This is a genomic window from Massilia sp. W12, assembly GCF_037300705.1.
Taxonomy (GTDB): Bacteria; Pseudomonadota; Gammaproteobacteria; order Burkholderiales; family Burkholderiaceae_D; genus JACPVY01.
This window is the reverse complement of sequence record NZ_CP147776.1, coordinates 5,478,642-5,494,341: the sequence shown is the minus strand read 5'-3', so window position 1 is coordinate 5,494,341 and position 15,700 is coordinate 5,478,642. Positions and strand designations below refer to the sequence as shown.

The following is a 15,700-nucleotide window of genomic DNA, read 5'->3' as shown; positions in this document are numbered from 1 at the left end:
GGCAAAATGCAAAGAAGGCCGTCTCACCACGCGACCATAGTTAAACCATCATGCAACAAAAAAATGACAGAATCAATGTCAAGCCATTACACGCCAATCATTCCGTTATGCAACATATGTCGAAATGCAACAAACTTGGCGGCAGGCTAATTAAATATCACCTGATATTGCCTCTTTTCATTTGGCGCAATGACGGGAATCGGCCCTGCGATCGGTGTCAGACACCAAACAAATTCGCCGAGCGCCTCATGACGCAGGGGGTAGTTGTCCTGCAACAGCGCTGGCGTATCCGGGCCTTGAAAAATCAGGATCAAGGGATCACGCAGATATGCCGGGCGCGCGCCGCGCGGCAAAGGACTCACTTCTATCAGCTGCAGTGGAATTTCGCCAGCCAGGGTTTGTGCATAAAAAGTACTGCCAGTATGCGCTGCAAAGGTTTGTACGGATATATCCAACTCCATCTCGTCATCTCCAGTGGTTGAGTTGCTTAACGCCCAGCTTTGCGTGCATCATAAGCGATTCTTGAACCAATGGAGGGACATTGCATGTTTGAACTTAGCGCCCCTTTGTCAGTGCGCCTTGCGCAAGAAGACGATAAGCCATTCTTCAAACAGTTGTACGCCACCACGCGAGATGATTTGAAAAATTTGCCGGTTTCGCCGCAAGAATTGGTCGAAGTGATTGAAATGCAACAGGTGGTGCAGGAAAACGGATTGCGCGATGTGTATCCCGGGGCAAAGCAATGGACAATTTTATTGGATGAGGAAAAAATCGGTCGCTTGATTGTGGACTATAACGGTAGCGATTGGCGTGTGATTGATATCGCTATCATGCCGCAAAGGCGCAATCAGGGTTGGGGGCGGCAAGTGCTGCAAGCCGTGATGACGCATGCCGGCAACCTTGACAATAGCGTCAGTTTGGCGGTATTCGGCGTGAATCCAGGCGCACGCCGGCTGTATGAGCGCCTGAATTTCAAAGTCACGCGCTCAGACAGGGTGCATGCGCAAATGATCTGGCGCAAGGCGGCTTGAAGATGCAAGCCCAAAGCACCCGTTGCCTGCGTTTGCCGCAACAATTTAATGTGGCGGCATTGCAGCAGGATGTTCAGCGGCTGCGCCGGTTGCAGTGGATACAGCATTACAACAACACCGCGCACCAGGGGCGCTGGGAATGCTTGCCGCTGCGCGCCGCGAATGGCGACAGCGGAAACATTTTCGCCAGCGCTGAGGCAGACTTTATGGATACGCCATTGCTGCAACAATGCCCGGCTGTGGCGCACGCAGTAGCGGCGTTTGCTTGCGACAAGCTGGCGGTGCGACTGATGAGCCTGGCGGCTGGCGCGCGCATCCTGCCACACCGGGACGCTGGCGGCGGCTTTGAGGATGGCGTTGCGCGATTACATGTCCCAATCTTCACGGATCCCCGCGTGCTGTTTGAAATTGATGGAGAAACAGTGCATTTTGGCGCTGGCGAATGCTGGTATATGAACGCGAATTGTCTGCATGCGGCGCATAATGGCAGCCCGCATGAGCGCATTCATTTAGTCCTGGATTGCGTCCCGAATGCGTGGCTGCGCACATTATTTACGTCAGCAGGCTGGCAGCCGAATCCAGCCCCGGAATATGGCGATGCCGCAATTAATGACGCCAACATACAACAGGTAATTTCCGAGTTAATGCAGAACCCGAGTCCGGCGGCACAGCAGTTGATTGTGCAATTACAACAAAAAGTTGCCAGCAGGAAAGCGTGACCTGTCGCTGCATTTGTGTTTCTGCCAAGGATCGTTCAAGGCAAGATTATTTTTCAGGGACAGAGGTTTTTGCTGTTGCCAACTGTGGCAGAATGAGCTTCGCTTTTGCAGCGGAAAGCGCCCGCAACATGAACAAGCCCAACCGCCAAGGATGGGAAATTAATCACCTCAGCAAAGGAGTGAAGCTCATGGAAGCATTTATTGGCACGATTCTCGCAGTTGGTTTTGACTATCCCCCGCGTGGTTGGGTGTTTTGCAATGGGCAGTTGATGAACATTTCGAATAATTCGGCTTTGTTCGCCTTATTCGGCACCCGCTATGGCGGCGATGGACGTGTCACCTTTGGCATTCCAGATTGCCGTGGCCGCACCATTGTCGGCTCGCAAGCGCAAGGCCCGGGTTTGCAAAATGTTGTGCAAGGCCAATTGGCCGGCACGAATAACGTCAGCCCGATTGCCACCGGCTCCACCAATTTCACGCTGTCGGTCAATAATTTACCGTCTCACACGCACACTGCGACCTCAACCTTGGCTGTCTCGATGAGCGGACTTTCCGGCTCCACCACGATCAGCGTAGGCACCGCCACCAGCGGCGGTGCGACTGTCGCGGCCGCCAACAGCACCTTGACTTCAACCGTCGGCAGCCCGCCAACCGCCGCCAGCGCTGCAATTTATCTGCCAGCCGGCACGGCGCAAACCAATCCTGTGACGCTGGGCGGCGTCACCACCACGGTCTCCGGCACGCCGAGCCTGACCGGGGGGATCACCAATTCCAATACCGGCCTGGGCCAGGCGGTCACCGCTCCGGTGGCAATTGTGGTGAATCCGATTTCGATCATGCAGCCCTACATCGGCCTGAACTATATCTGCGCCACTGAAGGCATCTTCCCGTCCCGCAACTAAGCGGCGATTGCTGCAAGCGCTGTCAGCAGCGCTTGCAGCCTGTCTGACTGAAATATCCCGTGATCGAATATCTGTCCCCGATTGCGCAAACGCAAGCGCGTTTAGAGCGTGGCCGGCAGCTTGCAAACATCGACAATCTGAGCCATTGGCTACCGGTGGCGCTGACCCCGGAACTGGGACTGAGTTGGCGCTGGATTGGCGCGCAACGTCTGCAACAACCGTTCTTTGCCGATGAATTCAAGGCCCAGCCGATCGAACAGCGGCAATTCTGCCACACCAGCCAGGAACAATCCCGCCGCCTGCTGCAAAGCGGAGTCAGCCTGTCACCCGCTGCGATCATTTTTCACAGCTCACGCTGCGGCTCGACATTATTGATGCAATTGCTGGCGTGTTTGCCCCAGTGTTTGTCACTATCTGAAGCGCCTTTGCTGGAACATGGTTTGCACGCGCTGCATCATGGCGCGCCCCCCGCCTTACTGCAATTGCTTTTACAGGCCTTGATGCAGCGCCGCTTTGCACAGGAAAAATATGCCATTCTGAAACCTGATTGCTGGCATCTGTTCGACTTTGCCCGCCTGCAGGAGGCTTTGCCGGACTGCCCCAAATATTTCCTCTACCGCACGCCGGAACAAGTGCTGGCTTCCCATATGCGCCAGCGCGGGCCGCAAATGATTCCCGGCCTGCTGCCATCGCAGCGCCTGGGATTTTCCTGTGATGTTGAATACCAAGCCTGGCCCGCCTGGTTTTTGCAGCAGCTGTTCCACCGCGCCTTACAGCATGCCAAGGCCGGCGAACTGCAATTGCTGAATTACCGCCAGCTGCCGGATTTGTTGTGGGACAACTTACTGCCGGCCTGGCGCATCGCGCTGGAGCCTGGGCAGCTGGCGCAATTACAGGAACGCAGCACGCGCCACGCCAAGCACGGCCAAGCCTGGCAAGGCGATCCGCACGGCACCGCACCGGCCCCGCCTGCGCTGCAAGCCGCGTATGAGGCCTTGGAAGATTGGCGGATCAGCCGCCAAACACCCGCTTTGCTTTAGAATGACTATTTTCGCCTGAGACTGCCAACACCATGTCCGCCGCAATTTCGCATGCGCCCGCTGCCGTGCAGCTGCCCGCCCTGCGCGAAGATTTGCAATTACAAAGCGCGCCGCGCGGCATGGATGGCGCGCCAGCCTGGCACTTGTACGACGCGGTGCGCAACCGCTTTTTCCGCATCGGCTGGCTGGAGTTTGAAATGCTGTCGCGCTGGCGCGCCGGGCGTCAGGCGCAAAGTCTGGCGGATGAAATCAGCGCGGACACCCCGCTTGCCGCCAGCCTCGACGATGTGCAAGCGCTGCTGCAATTCTTAAATCTGAATCAATTGCTCAGCAGCAGCCAGCCAGCCATGCGGAAGGCCTTGTATCAATTCAGCGAAAAGCAAAAGCTCTCAATCTGGCAATGGTTTTTGCACCACTATCTGTTTTTCCGGGTTCCCCTGATCCGTCCCGAAAAATTTTTAGTCGCCACCATCCCCGCGCTCGGCTTTATCTTCCGTCCCGCTTTTTTATGGCTGGCGGCGGGGCTGGGCTTGCTGGGTGCAGCGCGCGTGCTGGATCAATGGTCGGCGTTTTCCGCCACCTTTCTCTACTTTTTTTCCTGGCAGGGCGTTTTGCTGTACGGCCTGGCGCTGGCGCTGGCCAAAACCCTGCACGAATTTGCGCATGCTTATGTCGCCAAATATTACGGGCTGCGCGTGCCGACCATGGGTGTGGCGTTCATGATGTTATGGCCGCTGTTGTACACCGACACCTCGGAAGGCTGGAAATTGCAACAAAGGCGCGCGCGCTTAGCCATCGGCGGCGCCGGCATCATCGCCGAATTGCTGTTGGCCGGCCTCGCCGCCCTGCTCTGGAGCATCCTGCCCGAAGGCGGCTTGAAAAGCGCCGCCTATCTGCTGGCGGCAGTGACCTGGATCAGCACCCTGGCCATCAATTTGAATCCCTTCATGCGCTTCGACGGTTATTATCTGCTGATGGATGCAGTGGATTTGCCGAATCTGCATGAGCGCGCCTTCGCCTTTGGCCGCTGGCAATTGCGGCGCTGGCTGTTGGGGGTGGACATGCCTGTCCCGGAAGCACAGCTGGAGCACAAAAAAAATTGGCTGATTGCCTATGCCTGGCTGACCTGGCTGTACCGGCTGGTTTTGTTCATCGGCATCGCGGTGGCGGTGTATTACTTCTTTTTCAAACTGGCGGGGGTGATTTTGTTTGCAGTGGAAATCGGCTGGTTTGTCTTGCGTCCTTTGTGGCAGGAAATGCGCGCCTGGCGCGAACTGCGCCCGCATTGGCGGCGCCGCCGCGTGTGGCTCAGTCTGCTGCTGGGCGGCGGCTGCTTGATTGTGCTGGCGCTGCCCTGGCGCAGTCAGATCAGCGCACCCGGCATGCTGCAGGCGGCGCAACATACCCGCTTGTATCCGCACAGCCCGGCGCGCTTGCAACAAGTGCTGGTCAAACCCGGCGCACAGGTCGCCGCCGGCACACTCTTGTTTGTGCTGCAAGCGCCGGAATTGCTGGCGCAGGAACAAGCGCTGCAGGCGCGCATCGCCGGCTTGCAGGCGCAATTGGAGCGCGCGATTGGCAATCCCGCACTGCTGGAGCGGCAGGCTTTGTGGAGCCAGGAATTGCAGCAAGCGCAAGCCATGCTCAGCGCCAATCTGGAAGAACAGCAGCGCTTGCGCATCAAAGCCCCGCATCAGGGACAGATTATGGACTTGGCCCCGGGTTTGTATCCGGGACGCTGGCTGAATGCGCACAGCACCCTGGCGCAGCTGGTGGACGGGCGCACATGGCGCGCCCAGGTGTATGTGGAAGAGGCGGACGTGGCGCGCATCGCCATCGGCGCCAATGCGCATATTTTGCTGCGGCGCGCCGATACGCGGCGCTTAGCAGCGCGCGTGGTGGATATCGATAAAACCCCGAGCCGGCAATTACCATTGATGCTGGCCTCCACCCATGGCGGCCCGCTGGCGGCGCGCGCCGGCGAACAGGGACAGGCGCTGGCGAATGATGCCTTGTACCGGATTACACTGGAAGTGCAAGAGGATCTCAGCCTGGCCCCGCAAGTGATTGCGGCGCAAGCTGAAATCGAAGGGGAAAACAGCAGCCCGCTTTGGCAATGGGGGCGCAGAATCGCTGGCGTACTGGTGCGCGAAAGCGGCTTTTGACAGGCAAAGGAAGAGCAAGATGCAGCAGGATGTAATGCCACAGGCGTGGCGCGATTGGATTAAGGAAAATCTGCAACGCGGTTGCGATGCGCAAGGCATGGCGATGTTGATGGTGCGCGATGGCGGCTTTGCGGCGAATGTGGCGCGCAGCGCGATTGCCCGCATTGCCGCAGAACTGGGACAGCATACAAACGAAACAACGGCTGAGACGGGCGGCAATACGCTGGTGACGCGCCCGGAAATCGACACCAGCGGGAATCTGCTGGAAATCGACGGGCGCCAGGTGCGGGTGCTGATGAGTATGGAGCAGCCGCGCGTGGTCTTGATCGGCAATCTCTTATCGCATGAAGAGTGTGACGCCCTGGTGGCGTATTGCGCCGAGCGCATGGCGCCTTCGCCGGTGGTGGATATGGTGGCCGGCAGCAATGCCTTGCACGAACACCGCACCAGCCGGGGCGCGATGTTGCAACGTGGCGAATCTGAGCTGGTGGCGCGCATTGAGCAGCGCTTGGCCAGCCTGGTCAACTGGCCGGTGGAAAATGGCGAGGGTATGCAAATTTTGCGCTATGAAGTCGGGCATGAATACCGCGCCCATTTTGACTGGTTTGACCCGGAACAAAGCGGCCCGCGCAAGCATTTACAGCATGGCGGCCAGCGCTACGCCACGATTGTGATGTATTTAAGCGATGTGGAAAAAGGCGGCGGCACTTCTTTCCCGGCGATTGGCCTGCAAACCCCGCCGGCCAAGGGCAGCGCGGTGTTTTTCTGCAATGTCGATGCGTTTGGCGTGCCGGACAAACTGACTTTGCACGCCGGCATGCCGGTCATGGGCGGAACCAAGTTAATCGCCACCAAGTGGTTGCGCGAGCGGCAGTATTGAGTGGCGGCAAGCTGACATCGTGCGCAAGGCTTGCAATAGCTCCGCGCGGCGGACGGGCAATTGAAGTGATTTCAGCAGAGTCAGTGGAGGTTTGCTTTTTCTGTTTTCATAAAGGGAAAAAGCATTCGCTCCGCTGCCGAACCACTCCCCTGCTTTGATCGCGCATCAGAAAAACATGACCAGCTTGATATACGCCGCTTGCCCGCCAATTCACAATTTGGCCGGCAAAGAGGATGCTATCAGATGAATGCAATATGCAAATGCATGAAAGGAGCTGGTAAGGCTTTTAAGCATCAGAACTTATGATCAATCTTGCATGCTTTCATGATGGCATTGGCGGTGAATTTGGATCCACAGTTGAACGGCACTGTCACGCGAATCGCCCCTTTTCCCCAAATTTCATGCGACCCCTTACCATTTCTGATAAAACTGAAACCGTTTGCACTCAAGATCGCAATGACATCTTTATAAAAGCCATTCATATGTTTCGTAGTCGCAAATCTGTGGCGCGCAATGGGCTTTGCTTGCCATGCAACTCCAGATCAAGCAGCTCAGACGTTGCTGCATTCACTTCTTTTAGTAAATCATCGATGGTTGCCGCTTCGCAGACCAAGCCTTTTAAATCGCTTGAAGTGGCGATAAAAAGGCCTGCTTCTTTGTCATGATGCACATCAACGCTCAGTTTTAATGGAACACCAATCTGAGCAAGCAATCGCCAACATGGGTACCCAACTCTGTACATATTATTCTCCTCGAATAGTGAAAGTATAGCCTGACTATTCTGACCTGCTAAGGTCCGGATTTTAAGGCAGAAGTAGAGATGCGTGTCAGCCTACAGAATAATGCGCTTTCATTCTAAACGCTGCAATAAAGCATGCCCCGCCTCCTGCGTCTGCAAACGCCAAACCCCGGCCATCGGCAAATCCGGGCTGAGATGGCTGGTCAGCAAAATGCAGCGCGTTGGCGGCTGTTCGCGCAAGGTTTGCAGCAACAGGGCGCGCGCCTGCACATCCAGCGAGTTCAGGGGTTCATCCAGCAGCAGCACGCTGACCGGCAGCGCTAAAGCAAGTGAGAGTTGCAATTTTTTATGCTGCCCAAGGGACAGGCTTTCCAGATTTTGACGCAATACCGGCAGCAAGCCGAACATCTGCAACATGGCGTGCAAGCGGGTTTGCGTCGCCGCCCGCGTCGCGGCGTCACAATACAGGCTCAGATGCAATTCCAGCCACTCTTGCGCCTGCAACCAGGGCAATTCAACCGCCTCGCCCTGGCATAGAAAAACCCGGGCGCGCCAGGCTTGGCCGTCTTTGCTGGATATGCCCTGCCAGCGCAACTCACCCGCATGCGGCTGCAAACCGGCCCCGGCCAATTTCAGCAGGGTGCTTTTGCCGCAACCGTTTTCCCCCTGCAGCCAATGGATGCCGGGCGAAAACGCGGCGTCCAGGCCGAGGAATATGCTGCGGCCCGGATAGTGGAACGTGATGTGATGCAATTCCAGCATGCCAACTCCCTCAATGCGCAGCGATTTCCGCGCCGCTGACGCCCATCAAACACAAACTCAACAGCAATAAAGCGACCCTGCCGCGCGCTTCCGGTTGCAGCCATGCGCTCAGCAAAGGACTGAGCGCGCCTGCCGCCAGCCAAGTGACACTGGCCCCCTGCGCGGGCAGCCAATACGCCGCACCCAGCCAGAGACAGGCCGCCGGCGTCAATGACAGCAAAGCCGCACTCAGCGCTAAACCGGGCGCCGCTTGCGGCCAGCGCTGCAAATGCGCCTGCAAGCGCGCTTGCTGTTGACGCACGAATTGCAAGCTGCGGTCTGCTTGCAGCAAAAAGGCGGCGCTGGCCAGCACACAAGGCAGCGCGGCCAATTGCGGCGCCACGCCGCTGCGCCACAACACCAGCGCCGCCACGCCCAGCAACCAGAATCCGCCCAGCAGCAAAGCGGGCCGGCCCGCCAGCCGCCAGGATGGCAGCCACCACAGCAAATACAGCAAACGCATACGCAAAGGTAATTGCTGCAGGCGCGCAGGACTGAGCAAAGCGGGGCGCGCATACGCCGGCGCGCGCAGGTAATTGCGCCAGCGCGCTTGCAGCAGCGCCGCCGCCAGCAGCCAGGCGGCGAGCAGATTGGAAACCAGCAACAACACCCCGCGCGGCCAGCTCGGCCCGAGCCAGGGCGGCGCATACCAGGCCAGCAGCGCGCCCGACAACATGGACAGCGCGAGCCAGAGCAGCGCGCCGGCCCCGGCCAGCAGCAGATGGGCGCGCCACCACGCCGCCGCCGGCAATGGCCAGCGGCGCGCGCATTGCATCAAATCAGCGGGCAACAAATGGCTGCGCAACAACCAGCAAGGACTTAATTGCAGCAACAGAAAAGCCAGCCAAACGCCCAGCGCCTGCTCCCACGGCAGCGTGGCGGCATACAGCAAAGGGACAGAAAAACAGGCAATCAAAGAGAGCGCCACCGAGCTGGCCAACAGCATAATCATGAGGGCGCTTTCGCGTGCGCTCAACATGGCTTGCTGCAAAGACCGCGCCGCTTGCCGCACGCGCAGGCGCAGCCAGGGATCGGATGGGGTGAAATAAGTAAGCATGAAGGCAGTATAAGCCGGAATTGCATTTCTCCCCTGCCCGGCAGAAATTACGGATCAGCGTCATAATCCTTGTTCGATAGACAGCCGGAACCCACCATGCGCAAAGGTATGCTGTATGCCGCTTCAGCATTTTTCTGCTGGGGCTTATTCCCCCTTTACTTCAAACAATTGCAGCAAATCCCGGCGCTGGAAATGCTGGCGCATCGCATGCTGTGGTCGCTCTTATTCGTGCTCTTGGTGCTGGGCGCGCTGCGGCGCTGGAGCTGGCTGCGCGAGGTGGCGGGCAATCGCAAAACCATGCTGACCTTCTTTTGCAGCGCTGCGCTGTTGGCGTTCAATTGGTTTTTATATGTCTGGGCCGTGAATAATGGCCATGTGATCGAGTCCAGCCTGGGCTATTTCATCAATCCCCTGGTGAATGTGATGTTCGGCTTTTTACTCTTGAAAGAACGCTTGCGCCCGGCGCAATGGGCGGCCATCGGCGTGGCCGCCTGCGGTGTATTGTGGCTGACCGTGCAAGGCGGCCATCTGCCCTGGATTGCGCTGTGTCTGGCCGGCAGTTTCGCCACCTATGGTTTGTTGCGCAAAACCGCGCCGCTCGGCGCACTCGAAGGCTTGAGCATAGAAACCATGCTGATGCTGCCGCTGGCCTTGGGGTATTTAGCCTGGCTCAGCGCACATGCGCAAAACTCATTCATGCAAGTCAGCGCTGAAACGCAAATCTGGATGGCGCTGGCCGGCCCGATCACTGCGATTCCGCTGCTGCTGTTTGCTGCGGCCGCGCGCCGTATTCCGCTTTCCATGCTGGGACTGTTTCAATACATCGGCCCCAGTTTGCAACTGCTGCTCGGCATCTTCCTGTTCCATGAGGCATTCAATCTGCCGCGTTTTATCGGCTTCGCCATCATCTGGAGCGCGCTGGCCTTGTATACGGCGGAGGGATTCTGGCACAAGCACCGCAGCGCGGCCTGATTAACTGCTGTCTTCATACGCAGGCGCCGGGGCCGCGCTGACGCAGGAAAGCGGCAGCCAGACCCGGAACAGGCTGCCGCGCCCCGGATGGGATTGCAATTCCAGCCGTCCGCCCAGCGCTTGCAATAAACGCAGCACAATCGACAAACCCAATCCCACCCCATCCGGATTGCCGGCGCGCTGATGGGAAAAGGCGGCGAAAATCTGCTCCCTTTGCGCCGGCGCAATGCCGGGGCCGTCATCGCGCACTTCGATCCACAGCCCGCTGCGCCGGCGCCGCACCGCCAGCAAGATGCGCCGGCGCGCAAACTTGAGCGCATTGCCGAGCAGGTTTTCCAGGGTGCGCAAGAGTAATTCGCGATCCGTCTCCAGCCACACATCGCAGGCGCGCAAATCCAAACGCAAATTGGCTTCCAGCGCGACTTGCTCAAATTCCAGCTCCAATTGCTGCAACACATCCTGCAAATGAAAACGTTGCATTTCCAGCGCAGGCAAACCATGCTGCAAACGGGAAAACTGCAGGAATTGGCGGGTGAATTGCTGCAGCCCGTCAATCGCCCGCAACAGCTTGCGCCACACTTCGCCGCAGGCCGCCGGGCTTTCCAGCTGCAATTGCCAGGCCAGCATTTGCACCGCATGCAAGCGCGCACGCAAATCATGGCTGGCCTCTTGCAGCAGGCGCAAAGGCTGATTCACAGGTTGCAGCCCTTCTTGCAAAAAACGCTCGAATTGCCATTCAAGGCGCTGTAAATCCTGTTGCAAAGACAGCATTTGCCGCCATGCGCTGCGCGTATGCCACCAGCACAGCAGGCAGGCCCCCAGCGCCAGCAGCAGCAACAAAAAATCCAGCCACAAATAGGAATAACAATGTGCGCAACAAGCCGCGCACAACAAACCGGCGCAAGGCGCCGGCGCATATTGAACGCCCGCCAGATCATGTGCGCCAGCCGCGCTGCACAGCATGACAGTAAGGGCAAATGCGGCGCGGCATGGCCAGCGACGGGGCAAGAAGGACGGCGACAATTGAATCTTCCTCCGCAAGGCAGCCTGGCGCACCGCGCTGACATTCATGCTGCGCACAGCGCAGCCGGGTGGCCAGTCCGGGCTGGCCTGTTTGCCGCGCTGCCGGCTTACCGGCAGGCGCAGAGGTTCAGGCAGCAGGCATATCGCTGATGCGCAGATAACCAAGTCCGATTGCTTTGGCAATCGCATGGGTGCGGCTGGATGCATTCAGCGCGCGCAACAAACCGGTCACATGGTTATCCACCGTGCCGGTGTTCAAGCCGAGTTGGGAGGCGATCTGCTTCGAGGAGTAACCGCGTTGCAGCAGGCACAGCACATCCTGTTGCCGGCGCGTCAGGCGGGTTGGCGGCGGCGCATTTTGCGCCACGCCCGCAGCAAAACAGCGCCGCCCGGCCAGCGTGTCTTCTATGGCGCGCAGATATTCCGGCAGCGCCCACCCCTTGCAGATATAGCCCAGCAAGCCCATGGCGCAGGCTTCGGCCTGCCATTGTCCATGCTCATGCGCGGACAAGACCACGCAGCGCGCCGCCAGCCCGCGTTGCGCCAATTGACGCGCCAGCGATAAGCCATGCGCCCCCGGCACATCCAGATCGAGGTAAATCATGCGCCAACTGTCGCTGGCGGCCAGCTTTTGCTGCGCATCGCGCGCGCTGTGACAGATCACGCAATGCAGGGCGGGATTGAGTTTTTGCAATAAAGCCTGCAAAGCATCCGCCACCATCGGGTGGTCTTCCACAATCAATACATGCTGGCAAGGAAAATATTGTTCAGTTTCAAGCATTCCAGTCTCCAGTGTTATGTAGTTTTGTTTTGCTCATACGCCAGACACAACGGTATAGCGCAAGCGGGGGCCTGCGCGCAGGCGCCTGGCCAAGTCCCGGAAATGCCGGCCCGTAAAAAGGCCGGCGCATCAGAAATTCCGCTGAAACGCCATGATTTTGCTGATGACGGCAAAATCAAAACCTTTTGCGAATTTCCGGATTGGAATGCAATCCCGGCGCGGCGCGGCTTTTGCCGGCTGGCGCGCGCTGCCAATTGCAAAATATATTGCTTGTTTGTGTTCTCATTTTTTTTCCCTGTTTTCGGTTTATCCATTTGCCTTGGCGCATACAAACCGCCAAGGTTTGCAATCAAAAACCGGGCTGGCGCACCACGGTTTGATAATTGCAACAGGACGCAGGAAATGTGGACACTATCATAAACGTAATTGATGCAAAAAAGCATCTTGCTGATTTTGCCATTGTGGCAATATGTTGAATATGTTTCTGGTGGAGAAACTAATAATTCGAGCGTGGAGAATATCTGCTGTTTGGTCAACAGCACGACCGGAAAAAGCCTGCGGTAAATATGCAGATAAGCGAAATACAGCAATAACGCACTTGCCGGAAATAAATGCGCTTTGCTGTTCATGAATGTTTCTGCCTGTTTCATACCCTGTTCCTGCCGCCAAGCGATGAGAGCGGGGCGCATTCACATGCCGGAACCCGGGACGTATCCCGCCCCTGAGTCGCCCCGCAGCCGGCGCCAGCGCATGACTTATGTCACGTTTCCGGCGCTTACAACCTGTAATCGTGGAAATATTTTGACGAGGGCTATATGGACGGGGAATAGGTATTTCCTCACGGTTTTGTGGCAAACCGCTTGAAGCAGAATTTCTTGCGTGTTTTTGATGGCGGCGCGCGGCGAATTTTGGCAAATATTGCCGTACTGAAAGAAATTAGAAATGAAATACAGCAAATTGCGCAAAAATCATGCAAGAAAGGTATGCCGCATACGGCGCATGATTTTGTTCAAATGCAATCTCTGTTGCAAAAAAACGATAGTGTTCGCGTGCTGCACTGCATCAACCGGGAAGCATCGCGGCGCTGGCCGCCGGTCACAGGCATCAAATGACGCACACCGTGACCGGCAGACAGGATCCGGTTACCGCTTGGGGCTGCGTCTGGAAGTCGCCGGAGCCGGCGCCGGCGCAGCCGGTTTTTTACTGCGCTTGATCGTGTCCAGAATACTGGAAGGCGCTTTGGAAAAGGCATGCGACTGCGGTACCGGATGCTCGCGCACCGTCACCGTTTGCGCGCGCTGACGCCGCAACCCCGGCCCCGCCAGTTCATCGCGTTTGGACGGCACAAGGTGTTGCGGGCCATTGCCGATCAAATCCGCGCGTCCCATGCGCTGCAGCGCGGCGCGCAGCATATCCCAGTTGGCCGGATCGTGATAACGCAAAAATGCTTTCTGTAAACGCCGTTCAGTGGTAGTACGCACGCTGTGCACTGCTTCCGAATCTTCCGTTACTTTATGCAGCGGATTTTTGCGCGAGTGATACATCGCGGTGGCCATCGCCAACGGCGTCGGCATAAAGGTTTGCACCTGATCCAGACGGAAATTATTTTGTTTTAACCACAGCGCCAATTTCAACATTTCTTCATCCGTACTGCCCGGATGCGCGGCAATGAAATATGGAATCAGATATTGGGTTTTGCCGGCTTCCTGCGAAAAGCGGTCGAACATGGCTTTAAATTCATAATAACTTCCCATGCCCGGCTTCATCATTTTCGATAATGTATTTTCTTCTGAATGCTCAGGCGCGATTTTCAATAAACCGCCGACATGATGCGTGACCAGTTCTTTCACATATTCCGGTGAACGCACCGCCAGGTCATAACGCAAACCGGAGCCGATCAAAATCTTTTTGACGCCCGGCAGCGCACGCGCTTTACGATAAAGCTGAATCAATTTACCGTGATCCGTATTCAGATTGCTGCAAATCGTTGGATACACGCAAGACAGGCGGCGGCAGCTTTCCTCAATCTGTTTATCCTTGCAATTCAGGCGGTACATATTCGCAGTCGGGCCGCCCAGATCGGAAATAATGCCGGTGAAACCCGGGGTTTTGTCGCGGATTTCTTCGATTTCGCGCAAAATCGAGCGCTCCGAGCGGCTTTGGATGATGCGCCCTTCGTGCTCGGTGATCGAGCAGAAGGTGCAGCCGCCAAAACAGCCGCGCATGATGTTGACCGAAAAGCGGATCATTTCAAACGCTGGAATCTTTGCATTGCCATACGCCGGATGCGGCACGCGCGCATACGGCAGACCGTACACGCCATCCATTTCTTCCATGGTCAAAGGCAGCGGCGGCGGATTCAGCCACACCGCACGTTCGCCGTGCTCTTGAATCAGGGCGCGCGCATTGCCGGGATTCGACTCCAAATGGAACACGCGCGAAGCATGCGCATACAGCACCGGATCATCCTTCACCTGCTCATACGAGGGCAAGCGCACCACACTCTTGGCGCGCACCTCGCGCGCTTGCGCCTGACGCTCTTCGCGGCTGATCAATTTGATCGGTTTTTCCGCGCTGGGCGGGGTGGCCGCTGCGCCGGCCTGGCCGGTTTCGCAAGTGGTGCTGTTTTTTTGCGTCATCGCGTATGGATCCGGGTGCACATCGATTTTGCCCGGCGTGTCGAGACGGCGCGAATCCACCACCTGCCAATCTGCTTGCGGCAACCAGCCGCGCGGGGTCATGAAAGCTGTGCCGCGCAGATCGCGGATATTTTCTATCGCTTCGCCCGCATCCAGCCGGTGCGCCAGCTCGACCAGGGCGCGCTCGGCATTGCCAAACAAGAGCAGATCGGCCTTGCAATCCGGCAGCACCGAGCGGCGCACCTTGTCTGACCAGTAATCGTAATGGGCGATGCGGCGCAGCGAGGCTTCGATACTGCCGACAACCACATTCGCATCCGGGTAGGCTTCGCGCGCGCGTTGCGCATACACAGTCAGGGTGCGATCCGGGCGTTTATCCGGTTCGCCGTTCGGGGTGTAGGCGTCGTCTGAGCGGATTTTACGGTCAGCGGTGTAGCGGTTGACCATCGAATCCATATTCCCGGCGGTGACGCCGAAAAACAGGCGCGGACGGCCCAGGGCGCGGAATGCTTTCGCGCTGTGCCAGTCAGGCTGGCAGATCAAACCGACTTTAAAGCCCTGCGCTTCCAGCAAGCGACCCACCAGAGCCATGCCGAAACTGGGGTGATCGATATACGCGTCGCCGCTGACGATGATGATATCGCAGGCGTCCCAGCCCAGCGCATCCATTTCCGCGCGCGACATCGGCAGAAAAGGCGCCGGCTTGGCCGGCGCGCTGGCGTAGGAAAAAATATTCTTTGGCGTGCTCATTGTGTTCTCTCAAAACTCAGTATGGCGCCAGAATAGACGCCAACACCGCGCCATACCCGGCGGCGCCGGTAAGACCGGCATTTTGGAGGCGCGCATAAGGCACGGATTTTATCTGATTCAGCGCAAGCTTGCCGGCCCCGGCCCGGCCCGCAAAGTTTGGCTATTTGGCTACAATGGGGGACTGCGCGAAACGCCTTGATT

At 57.6% G+C, this 15,700-nt stretch carries 16 protein-coding genes; 8 read left to right on the top strand and 8 right to left on the bottom strand.

Features of this window, described 5'->3' with window-relative positions:
- Positions 1-146 precede the first annotated feature (146 nt).
- Positions 147-461 (bottom strand): hypothetical protein, encoded by a 315-nt coding sequence (locus V8J88_RS22620; RefSeq protein ID WP_338846527.1) that lies wholly within the window; start codon positions 459-461, stop codon positions 147-149.
- An 84-nt stretch (positions 462-545) separates the two neighbouring features.
- Here V8J88_RS22620 and V8J88_RS22615 point away from each other — a divergent pair, with 84 nt between their 5' ends.
- The 6 genes from V8J88_RS22615 (at position 546) to V8J88_RS22590 (ending at position 6,737) form a co-directional block, all read left to right on the top strand.
- Positions 546-1,031, top strand: coding sequence for a GNAT family N-acetyltransferase (locus V8J88_RS22615; RefSeq protein WP_338846526.1), 486 nt, complete (start codon positions 546-548; stop codon positions 1,029-1,031).
- A 2-nt stretch (positions 1,032-1,033) separates the two neighbouring features.
- Entirely contained in the window at positions 1,034-1,750 is a 717-nt protein-coding gene (locus tag V8J88_RS22610) for an aspartyl/asparaginyl beta-hydroxylase domain-containing protein (RefSeq protein ID WP_338846525.1), read from the top strand.
- 188 nt (positions 1,751-1,938) lie between these two features.
- On the top strand, positions 1,939-2,652 hold the full coding sequence (locus tag V8J88_RS22605) for a tail fiber protein (RefSeq protein ID WP_338846524.1): 714 nt from the start codon (positions 1,939-1,941) through the stop codon (positions 2,650-2,652).
- Between the two features lie 59 nt (positions 2,653-2,711).
- Positions 2,712-3,692 (top strand): hypothetical protein, encoded by a 981-nt coding sequence (locus tag V8J88_RS22600; RefSeq protein WP_338846523.1) that lies wholly within the window; start codon positions 2,712-2,714, stop codon positions 3,690-3,692.
- A gap of 32 nt (positions 3,693-3,724) precedes the next feature.
- Positions 3,725-5,857, top strand: coding sequence for an efflux RND transporter periplasmic adaptor subunit (locus V8J88_RS22595; protein WP_338846522.1), 2,133 nt, complete (start codon positions 3,725-3,727; stop codon positions 5,855-5,857).
- A gap of 19 nt (positions 5,858-5,876) precedes the next feature.
- On the top strand, positions 5,877-6,737 hold the full coding sequence (locus V8J88_RS22590; RefSeq protein WP_338846521.1) for a 2OG-Fe(II) oxygenase: 861 nt from the start codon (positions 5,877-5,879) through the stop codon (positions 6,735-6,737).
- A 478-nt stretch (positions 6,738-7,215) separates the two neighbouring features.
- Here the strand turns inward: V8J88_RS22590 and V8J88_RS22585 are convergent, their stop codons facing one another.
- From V8J88_RS22585 to V8J88_RS22575, 3 genes are all read right to left on the bottom strand, one after another.
- Complete coding sequence (locus tag V8J88_RS22585) at positions 7,216-7,479, bottom strand: DUF1902 domain-containing protein (RefSeq protein WP_338846520.1); 264 nt, start codon at positions 7,477-7,479, stop codon at positions 7,216-7,218.
- Positions 7,480-7,587: 108 nt separating this feature from the next.
- A complete protein-coding gene (locus V8J88_RS22580; protein ID WP_338846519.1) occupies positions 7,588-8,238 on the bottom strand; it encodes an ATP-binding cassette domain-containing protein in 651 nt (216 codons plus the stop codon).
- A gap of 10 nt (positions 8,239-8,248) precedes the next feature.
- Complete coding sequence (locus V8J88_RS22575) at positions 8,249-9,334, bottom strand: hypothetical protein (RefSeq protein ID WP_338846518.1); 1,086 nt, start codon at positions 9,332-9,334, stop codon at positions 8,249-8,251.
- A 96-nt stretch (positions 9,335-9,430) separates the two neighbouring features.
- Here V8J88_RS22575 and rarD point away from each other — a divergent pair, with 96 nt between their 5' ends.
- Positions 9,431-10,306, top strand: coding sequence for an EamA family transporter RarD (rarD, locus tag V8J88_RS22570; protein ID WP_338846517.1), 876 nt, complete (start codon positions 9,431-9,433; stop codon positions 10,304-10,306).
- Here the strand turns inward: rarD and V8J88_RS22565 are convergent, their stop codons facing one another.
- The 3 genes from V8J88_RS22565 to V8J88_RS22555 all read right to left on the bottom strand — a co-directional run bounded on the left by V8J88_RS22565 (position 10,307) and on the right by V8J88_RS22555 (position 12,760).
- Positions 10,307-11,143: a HAMP domain-containing sensor histidine kinase gene (locus V8J88_RS22565; RefSeq protein ID WP_338846516.1), complete on the bottom strand. Its 837-nt coding sequence runs from the start codon at positions 11,141-11,143 to the stop codon at positions 10,307-10,309.
- Between the two features lie 313 nt (positions 11,144-11,456).
- On the bottom strand, positions 11,457-12,110 hold the full coding sequence (locus V8J88_RS22560) for a response regulator transcription factor (protein ID WP_338846515.1): 654 nt from the start codon (positions 12,108-12,110) through the stop codon (positions 11,457-11,459).
- Between the two features lie 14 nt (positions 12,111-12,124).
- Complete coding sequence (locus V8J88_RS22555; RefSeq protein ID WP_338846514.1) at positions 12,125-12,760, bottom strand: hypothetical protein; 636 nt, start codon at positions 12,758-12,760, stop codon at positions 12,125-12,127.
- A gap of 210 nt (positions 12,761-12,970) precedes the next feature.
- Between V8J88_RS22555 and V8J88_RS22550 the strand changes: the two genes are divergently transcribed.
- A complete protein-coding gene (locus tag V8J88_RS22550) occupies positions 12,971-13,222 on the top strand; it encodes a hypothetical protein (RefSeq protein WP_338846513.1) in 252 nt (83 codons plus the stop codon).
- Positions 13,223-13,252: 30 nt separating this feature from the next.
- On the opposite strand, the gene V8J88_RS22545 is transcribed toward V8J88_RS22550, so the two are convergent.
- Positions 13,253-15,499, bottom strand: coding sequence for a YgiQ family radical SAM protein (locus V8J88_RS22545; RefSeq protein WP_338846512.1), 2,247 nt, complete (start codon positions 15,497-15,499; stop codon positions 13,253-13,255).
- Positions 15,500-15,700: the final 201 nt, after the last annotated feature.

What these genes read in the sequence shown, in the direction of transcription:
- V8J88_RS22620 (WP_338846527.1), bottom strand. Translation starts at nt 461, where the DNA reads ATGGAGTTGGATATATCCGTACAAACCTTTGCAGCGCATACTGGCAGT.
- V8J88_RS22615 (WP_338846526.1), top strand. Translation starts at nt 546, where the DNA reads ATGTTTGAACTTAGCGCCCCTTTGTCAGTGCGCCTTGCGCAAGAAGAC.
- V8J88_RS22610 (WP_338846525.1), top strand. Translation starts at nt 1,034, where the DNA reads ATGCAAGCCCAAAGCACCCGTTGCCTGCGTTTGCCGCAACAATTTAAT.
- V8J88_RS22605 (WP_338846524.1), top strand. Translation starts at nt 1,939, where the DNA reads ATGGAAGCATTTATTGGCACGATTCTCGCAGTTGGTTTTGACTATCCC.
- V8J88_RS22595 (WP_338846522.1), top strand. Translation starts at nt 3,725, where the DNA reads ATGTCCGCCGCAATTTCGCATGCGCCCGCTGCCGTGCAGCTGCCCGCC.
- V8J88_RS22590 (WP_338846521.1), top strand. Translation starts at nt 5,877, where the DNA reads ATGCAGCAGGATGTAATGCCACAGGCGTGGCGCGATTGGATTAAGGAA.
- V8J88_RS22585 (WP_338846520.1), bottom strand. Translation starts at nt 7,479, where the DNA reads ATGTACAGAGTTGGGTACCCATGTTGGCGATTGCTTGCTCAGATTGGT.
- V8J88_RS22580 (WP_338846519.1), bottom strand. Translation starts at nt 8,238, where the DNA reads ATGCTGGAATTGCATCACATCACGTTCCACTATCCGGGCCGCAGCATA.
- V8J88_RS22575 (WP_338846518.1), bottom strand. Translation starts at nt 9,334, where the DNA reads ATGCTTACTTATTTCACCCCATCCGATCCCTGGCTGCGCCTGCGCGTG.
- rarD (WP_338846517.1), top strand. Translation starts at nt 9,431, where the DNA reads ATGCGCAAAGGTATGCTGTATGCCGCTTCAGCATTTTTCTGCTGGGGC.
- V8J88_RS22560 (WP_338846515.1), bottom strand. Translation starts at nt 12,110, where the DNA reads ATGCTTGAAACTGAACAATATTTTCCTTGCCAGCATGTATTGATTGTG.
- V8J88_RS22555 (WP_338846514.1), bottom strand. Translation starts at nt 12,760, where the DNA reads ATGAAACAGGCAGAAACATTCATGAACAGCAAAGCGCATTTATTTCCG.
- V8J88_RS22545 (WP_338846512.1), bottom strand. Translation starts at nt 15,499, where the DNA reads ATGAGCACGCCAAAGAATATTTTTTCCTACGCCAGCGCGCCGGCCAAG.